Annotated in this window: 1 protein-coding gene; it reads left to right on the forward strand. The window is 23.7% G+C overall.

The window, feature by feature from the left end; all coding sequences use genetic code 11:
• Positions 1–134: 134 nt before the first annotated feature.
• Positions 135–650 (forward strand): RNA polymerase sigma factor (locus tag A500_RS19100; protein WP_016209214.1); only part of this gene is annotated, 516 nt, incomplete at its 3' end.

Here is a 650-nt window from a genome sequence, read left to right on the forward strand (position 1 = left end):
AAAAATTTCAGTATATTTAAGAATATGAAAGTTTAAATATAAATTATTATTTTATATAATGAGTTTACCATAAATTTATATTGTTTAAAACGTATAATAAGTGAAGTATGCTTCGAAAAACATATGGAGGAGTTATGAGTGAGTTTGAATTTCTAAGGTGCTTAAGAGAAATTACTAGTGGGAAAAAGGAATCCTTAAAAAAGATTTATGATTGTTATGGGAATGCTATTTATTCTTATGCTTTATCTATTATAAAATCTGAAAGTTTAGCTGAAGATATATGTCAAGATGTGTTTGTTAAAATATGGGGCAGTAGTGATAAGTATAAGAAAAATAGTAATCATAAAGGTTGGATTATGACAATAACAAGGAACACATCTATTGATTATTTAAGAAAATATAATAAAGAAGATATAGTAGATGAAATTAATTTATATGATAACAAAGATATAGCAGAAGACGTTAATCAAAAACTTCAAATTAATGAAGCTTTAGCATTGTTAAAAGATGAAGAAAGAGAAGTCGTTATTTTACATGCAATATCTGATCTTACATTTAAAAATATTGGAGAAATTTTAAATAAACCTATAGGAACAATTACTTGGAGATATCGTGAAGCTATTAAAAAACTTAAAAATAGAATAATTTTA

The sequence above is a fragment of the Clostridium sartagoforme AAU1 genome, assembly GCF_000401215.1.
Classification (GTDB): domain Bacteria; phylum Bacillota; class Clostridia; order Clostridiales; family Clostridiaceae; genus Clostridium; species Clostridium sartagoforme.